Origin of the sequence: Bacillus cereus G9842 (genome assembly GCF_000021305.1) — a bacterium.
GTDB lineage: Bacteria > Bacillota > Bacilli > Bacillales > Bacillaceae_G > Bacillus_A > Bacillus_A thuringiensis_S.
This window is the reverse complement of record NC_011772.1, coordinates 1-7,500: the sequence shown is the minus strand read 5'-3', so window position 1 is coordinate 7,500 and position 7,500 is coordinate 1. Positions and strand designations below refer to the sequence as shown.

Below are 7,500 nucleotides of genomic sequence, written 5' to 3'. Positions count from 1 at the left end.
GATATAAGTTTTGTTTTAAATTTAGTACTTGAGGCTCTCCATTTACAAGAGACAACATATTAATACCGAAACTTGTCTGAAGTGCTGTATGTTTATATAGATTGTTTAATAGTACGTTTGCATTGGCGTCACGACGTACTTCCATGACAATACGCATACCATTTCGGTCTGATTCATCACGTAAATCTGTAATACCTTCAATTTTCTTATCGCGAACTAATTCTGCGATTTTTTCAATTAATCGTGCCTTATTAACTTGATAAGGTAGTTCCGTTACGATAATAGATTGTTTACCATTTGATTTCTCTTCAATTTCAACTTTGGCACGAAGCATAATAGAACCGCGCCCTGTTTCATAAGCTCTACGGATGCCACTTCGACCTAAGATTAAACCTGATGTCGGGAAGTCTGGTCCAGGAATATATTCCATTAACTCCGCTATAGTAATATCCGGGTTATGACTTAATGCCAACACACCATCAATTACTTCGCCAAGTTGATGCGGCGGAATATTTGTTGCCATACCAACTGCAATACCTGTCGTACCGTTTACTAATAAATTAGGAAAACGCGCTGGTAATACAATCGGCTCTCTTTCCGAACCATCGTAGTTATCTTGATAATCAATTGTATTTTTTGAAATATCACGTATTAATTCCATAGAAATCTTAGACATTCTTGCCTCTGTATAACGCATTGCCGCTGCTGAATCTCCATCTACAGAACCGAAGTTACCATGCCCATCTACAAGCATATAACGTTGACTGAAATCTTGCGCCATACGTACCATTGTTTCATAAACGGCTGAATCACCATGAGGGTGATACTTCCCGATTACTTCACCGACAATACGTGCTGATTTCTTATACGCTTTATCAGCTGTAATTCCTAAATCATTCATCGCATATAAAACCCTACGATGCACAGGTTTTAATCCATCACGAACATCTGGTAATGCACGAGATACGATAACACTCATTGCGTAATCTAAAAATGAGGTACGCATTTCATGACTAATATTAATTTCTCGAATTCGTGCTTGTTGTTGATTGTCTGACATCAACGAGCACCTCCTCTTACGTTTCCGTTATACATACATTGATTTATATGTAGAAGACAGGAATACTTAGATTCCTGTCATTACTCATTTAAATATCAAGGTTTTTCACGTATTTTGCATTCTCTTGGATAAAGTTACGACGTGGTTCCACTTTATCACCCATTAAAATTTCAAATGTTTCATCTGCTTCTATTGCATCTTGAAGAGAAACTTGAAGTAACGAACGTACTTCTGGATCCATTGTCGTCTCCCATAGCTGAGTTGGATTCATCTCTCCAAGACCTTTATAACGTTGAATTCCTGGTTTCGGCTGGGCTGGTAACTCAGCTAATATTTTTTCAAGTTCTTTATCATTATAAGCATATTGAATTTTTTTACCTTGTTGCACCTTAAACAACGGTGGCTGTGCGATATATATATATCCACACTCAATTATTTGACGCATATAACGATAGAAGAACGTTAATAATAGGGTACGAATATGCGCACCATCAACATCGGCATCGGTCATAATAATAACTTTATGATAGCGTGCTTTTTCGATATCGAAGTCCCCACCAATATTTGTACCAATCGCCGTAATAATTGTACGAACTTCATCATTTGATAAAATCTTATCTAAGCGTGCCTTTTCAACATTAATAATTTTACCCTTCAGCGGTAAAATTGCTTGAAAATGACGATCGCGTCCTTGTTTTGCAGATCCACCCGCAGAGTCACCCTCTACGATATAAATTTCACTAATTGCTGGATCTTTAGAAGAACAATCTGCCAATTTCCCTGGTAAACTTGAAACTTCTAAAGCACTCTTTCGGCGAGTTAGCTCACGAGCTTTTTTAGCTGCTACACGCGCACGTGCTGCCATCGTTCCTTTATCTACAATCTTACGTGCAACATTGGGATTTTCCAGTAAGAATTTTTCAAAAGCCTCAGAGAATACTGACTCCGTAATCGTCCTCGCTTCACTATTTCCAAGTTTCGTCTTCGTTTGCCCTTCAAATTGTGGATTTGGATGTTTAATTGACACAATTGCTGTTAAACCTTCACGAACATCTTCACCAGTCAAATTACTATCCGCATCTTTTAAAATGTTATTTTTACGACCATAATCGTTAATCACACGTGTTAAGGCAGTTTTAAATCCTACCTCATGTGTACCACCTTCATACGTATGAATATTATTTGTAAATGAGTAAATATGATTTGTATATCCTTCGTTATATTGAAGCGCAACTTCAACTTGAATACCATCTTTTGAACCTTCTACATATACAGGCTCTTCATGAATTGGTTGTTTTGAACGATTTAAATGTTCAACATATGATTTAATTCCACCTTCATAGTGGAACTCTTTCTTTTGCTTATGTTCACGTTTATCTTCAATTGTTAATTTAATATTACGATTTAAAAACGCCAACTCACGCATACGAGTCGCTAGCGTATCGAATTCATATTCTGTCGTCTCTTTAAAAATTTCTGGATCCGGTTTAAAGCGAGTTATTGTTCCAGTCTTATCTGTATCACCGATGACTTTTAAATCTGCAACCGGAATACCTCTTTCGTATTTTTGGTAATGGATTTTACCATCACGATGTACAAATACTTCTAATTCTGTTGATAAGGCATTTACAACAGATGCACCAACACCGTGCAAACCACCAGAAACTTTGTAACCGCCACCGCCAAATTTACCACCAGCGTGGAGGACAGTCATAATAACCTCTACTGCAGGACGTCCCATTTTTTCTTGTATACCAACTGGAATACCACGTCCATTATCCGTTACAAGAATACTATTATCTTCTTCGATACTAACGTTAATTTCATCACAATATCCTGCTAACGCTTCATCGATACTATTATCGACAATCTCCCATACAAGGTGGTGAAGTCCCTTTCCACTCGTAGATCCAATATACATACCCGGACGTTTCCGAACTGCCTCTAGTCCTTCAAGTACCTGTATCTGACTTTCATCATATGCATTTTCTTGCATTTGTTTTTGTTCCATTGACACAAAGATCACCTACTTTTCCATTTAAACAGGGGTTTATGCCCTATCTATTTCACAATCTACCGTGCCGTTCGTTACATGAATTGTTTTCGCATCTTTTAATGTTTCGTGTTCAATTCCGTCGACACTCGTCGTTGTAACAAATGTTTGCACCTTTCCTTGAATTGTATTTAACAGATGTGATTGACGATAATCGTCTAATTCTGATAAAACATCATCCAGCAAAAGGATTGGATATTCTTTAACCTCTGAATAAATTAATTCAATTTCAGCTAATTTTAGGGATAGTGCGGTCGTTCGTTGTTGCCCTTGCGAACCAAAGACTTGAACATTTTTACTATTAACGAAGAATTGTAAATCATCACGATGAGGACCAATTAAAGTCGTACCACGGAAAATTTCACGTTGTTTCACAGATTGAAAACTTTCATAGTATACTTCTTTTATTTTCGACAAATCCATTGATTCTGATACATCTACACTTGGTTTATAGACAATTTCTAACTCTTCTAATCCACGGCTTATACCGCGATGAATTGGAGCTGCCCATTCCTGTAGCAAATGCAAAAATTCAAAACGTTTTTGCAGTATTTTCGCACCATGCTCAATTAGTTGAAGTGTAAATACATCCAACATCGTTTCCTCATTCTTACTATTCCCTTGCATTTTTTTCAACAAGTGATTTCGTTGCGTGAGCACCTTTTGATATTGACTTAATTCATACAAATATATAGGAGCTATTTGTCCTAATTCCATATCTAAAAAGCGTCTTCTTACTTGAGGGCTTCCTTTTACAAGATTTAAATCTTCTGGGGCAAACATGACAACGTTCATCACGCCAATATATTGACTTAACTTTTGTTGTTCAAGTTGATTTAATTTTGCCTTTTTACCTTTTTTCGAAATATTTAATTCCAAAGACAAAGAACTGTTTCTTTTTTGTAATTTCCCTTTTATTTGACCAAACTCTTCATCCCAGCGGATAAGTTCGCGATCATTAGAGGTTCTATGAGATTTCGCCATCGCTAAAACATAAATAGCTTCCATCAAGTTTGTTTTCCCTTGTGCATTTTCGCCGATAATTACATTTACCTTATCTTCAAAGGAAAGCTCTAATTTTTCATAATTGCGATAGTTTTTTAATTGTATTTCTGAAATAAACAAAGGGCTCCCCCTTTATGCCTGAACTTGGAAAGTTCCGCTTCCTGGAATTTCAATAACATCATTCGCATATAGTTTGCGACCTCTTCTATTTTCAAGTTCGTTGTTCACGTACACTTCATATTCTTGTAAAAACCATTTTACAGCGCCACCTGTATCAATTACATCAGCTAACTTTAAAAATTGTCCTAGTGTAATATACTCTGTTGAAATTTTAATATGTTTCATAAAATCGCTCACTTTCTGAAAGTGTTCATTCTTTCATTGTACTAAATAAACTAACATTAGGAAAGTAATACCCAAAAATCAAATAAGGGCCACTAGCATCTTTAAACTAGCAACCCTTATTCCTTACCTAGTAAGTACGAACCGGTAAAATTAATTGAATAATTGAATCATCATTTACTGTACGAATTAAGAACGGTCTCATCGCCCCAGTAAAGCTAACTTTAATCTCTGTACTATCTAGAGCTTTCAATGCATCCATCATATATTTTGCACTAAAAGATATTTTTAACTCTTCTCCATCTACTTTTTCACATTGTACTTCTTCGACAACTTTTCCAATTTCTGGTGAATTCGAGGAAATCTCTAGCATTTCTTGCTCTAAAGTTGATAATTTGACAACGTTATTGCGGCCATCTCTCGCTAATAGTGAAGCACGATCAATTGCTTGTAGGAATTCTTTTGTATTTACAAAAATATCCGTTTTACTCTCTGCTGGAATTAAACGTGTCGTATCTGGATAATTTCCTTCTAACAATCTTGAGAAGAATAATAAATGCTTTGTACGGAATAATACTTGATACTCAGTTATTACAATATCTACCATCTCTTCAGACTCATCCAGAATTTTACTTAATTCGTTTAAGCTCTTACCTGGAATAACAACATTAGCTTGAAATTCATCTGCAATATTATGTCCTTCGATTTTCGCTTTTCGAAGTGCCAGTCTATGACTATCTGTTGCAATACAAGTTAACTCGCTGTTATATACCTTCCAGTTTACACCTGTCAAGATTGGTCTTGTTTCAGAAGTAGAAACTGCAAATACAGTTTGTCTAATCATATGCTTAAGTAAATCTGTTGGTATCTTAAATACATGATGTTCTTCAATCTGTGGTAATAACGGATATTCTGCAGAATCTAAACCATTTAAGTTAAACTCTGATTTTCCAGATTTTATTTTTGTCATAAAATGATTTTCCACAGAAATTTCGACAGTATCCTTAGGTAGTTTTTTTACAATCTCACTAAAATATTTTGCTTGTAAAACAATGCTTCCTGATTGAGCTATTTCTACGATTTCTTTTCCATCTTCTTCGACTGGAATAAACGATTCAATAGAAATATCAGCATCGCTTCCTGTTAATGTAACCCCTTCTTCAGTAGCTACAACTTTAATTCCCGTAAGGATGGGGATTGTTGTACGAGAAGAAACTGCCTTCATTACATCTTGTACACCTCTTACAAGATAGTCTTTTTGTATTGTAAAACGCATAAAGAAAAACCTCCGGTAAGTATAAGATTTTATTTAATTAATAAAGATAAAAAATAGTAGTAATAGTAATAGGGCTTGTGGATATGTGGATAACCCCTTTGAAGGATGTAAAAACAGTCTATCTACATGTGGATAGACTGTGCGTAAAACAAGGTAAGTTATTCACACTATTCAGCTACTACTTTAAAATACCATTAATTTCTTCAACTTGCTTTTGTAATTGCGTATCGGTTTTTAGTAGTTTAGAAATTTTTTCATGGGCATGGATAACTGTTGTATGATCACGTCCACCAAATTCTTCACCTATTTTTGGTAAAGAGGAATCCGTAAGTTCGCGTGATAAATACATTGCAATTTGGCGAGGAAACGCAACTGATTTTGTACGTTTTTTCGCTTTAAAATCTTCTAATTTTACTTGATAAACGTCTCCGACAGCTTTTTGAATATCATAAATAGAGATAATTTTCGGCTTAGAATTTGGAATAATATCTTTAAGTGCTTCAGCTGCTAAATCAGCATTAATATCTTTATTAATTAAAGATGAATAAGCTACAACTCGGATAAGTGCACCTTCTAATTCGCGAATATTTGAATCAATTTGATTTGCGATATAAAGCATAACTTCATTTGGTATATCAAGCCCTTCAGCTTTTGCTTTTTTGCGTAAAATTGCAATTCGTGTCTCTAAATCTGGCGGCGTAATATCTGTAATAAGTCCCCATTCAAAGCGAGAACGAAGACGATCTTCTAAAGTTGGAATTTCTTTTGGTGGTCGATCACTAGAAATTACAATTTGTTTACTTTCTTCGTGTAATGCATTAAATGTATGGAAAAACTCTTCTTGAGTTTGTTCTTTTCCAGCAAGAAATTGAATATCATCTATCAATAAAACATCTACATTGCGATATTTATTACGAAAATCAACAGCTTTATTATCACGAATAGAGTTAATAAATTCATTCGTGAATTTTTCTGATGATAAATATACAACTTTTGCATTTGGATTATGTTCAATTACATAATGGCCAATCGCGTGCATTAAATGCGTCTTTCCAAGCCCAACTCCCCCGTAAATAAAGAGTGGATTATACGCTTTAGCTGGCGCCTCGGCTACAGCTAATGAAGCTGCATGGGCAAAACGGTTACCAGAGCCGATAACAAATGTATCAAATGTATATTTTGGATTTAACATGCTCTGTGGTAAATGAGCTGAATCATCTTGTGCTGGATTCCGCTTAACTGGAGGAAGATCAATGTCCTCTTCCGCTTGACTTTGGGGAATAATAAAGCGAATTGCTAATTTTGCCCCTGTTAAATCGTATAGTGTTTCTGAAATTAGTTCTGAGTAATGAGATTCTAGCCAGTCACGAGCAAATTCATTTGGAGCTGTAATCGTTAATACGTCTTTCTTCAAGTTATGAGCCGTTGTTGATTTTAACCATGTCTCATAACTAGGCTTGCTTACCTTTTTTTCTAATTCTTTTAAGGCACTATTCCATAAATCAGAGATATTTTCCAAAGGTGTCCCTCCTTTACTAAGATGGTAAAAGAATAAGGCTGCGCAACAAATGTACAACCTAATAAATATAAAATGTATATTTATACGAAACGTATTTTAAAACCTAAAAACGTCGTTTGTATATGAGATAGGGTTTTCGACAAAAAAACCAAATGTGGACAACTGTTTACCCACATGTGATTAAAACTGTCCACATGTTATACACAAATTGTGGATAAGATAAAGATGTGGAAAACTTATTCAAA

Annotated in this window: 6 protein-coding genes (1 of these 6 only partly in view); all 6 read right to left on the bottom strand. The window is 35.3% G+C overall.

The annotated features are described in order from the left end of the window. Nucleotides 1-1,060 carry the beginning of a DNA gyrase subunit A gene (gene gyrA, locus BCG9842_RS00030; RefSeq protein ID WP_001282868.1) on the bottom strand. 1,412 nt of this gene lie to the left of the window's left edge, so only the first 1,060 of its 2,472 coding nucleotides appear in the window; its start codon is at nt 1,058-1,060; its stop codon lies beyond the left edge, outside the window. Nucleotides 1,061-1,148: 88 nt separating this feature from the next. Further along, a complete protein-coding gene (gyrB, locus tag BCG9842_RS00025) occupies nt 1,149-3,071 on the bottom strand; it encodes a DNA topoisomerase (ATP-hydrolyzing) subunit B (RefSeq protein WP_000435979.1) in 1,923 nt (640 codons plus the stop codon). A 39-nt stretch (nt 3,072-3,110) separates the two neighbouring features. Continuing rightward, nucleotides 3,111-4,238, bottom strand: a complete 1,128-nt coding sequence (recF, locus tag BCG9842_RS00020) for a DNA replication/repair protein RecF (RefSeq protein WP_000470754.1) — start codon at nt 4,236-4,238, stop codon at nt 3,111-3,113. A gap of 12 nt (nt 4,239-4,250) precedes the next feature. Further along, nucleotides 4,251-4,463: a S4 domain-containing protein YaaA gene (yaaA, locus tag BCG9842_RS00015; protein ID WP_000680510.1), complete on the bottom strand. Its 213-nt coding sequence runs from the start codon at nt 4,461-4,463 to the stop codon at nt 4,251-4,253. A 127-nt stretch (nt 4,464-4,590) separates the two neighbouring features. Then, entirely contained in the window at nt 4,591-5,736 is a 1,146-nt protein-coding gene (dnaN, locus tag BCG9842_RS00010; RefSeq protein WP_001212884.1) for a DNA polymerase III subunit beta, read from the bottom strand. Nucleotides 5,737-5,914: 178 nt separating this feature from the next. Continuing rightward, complete coding sequence (gene dnaA, locus BCG9842_RS00005) at nt 5,915-7,255, bottom strand: chromosomal replication initiator protein DnaA (protein ID WP_000428018.1); 1,341 nt, start codon at nt 7,253-7,255, stop codon at nt 5,915-5,917. Nucleotides 7,256-7,500 lie beyond the last annotated feature (245 nt).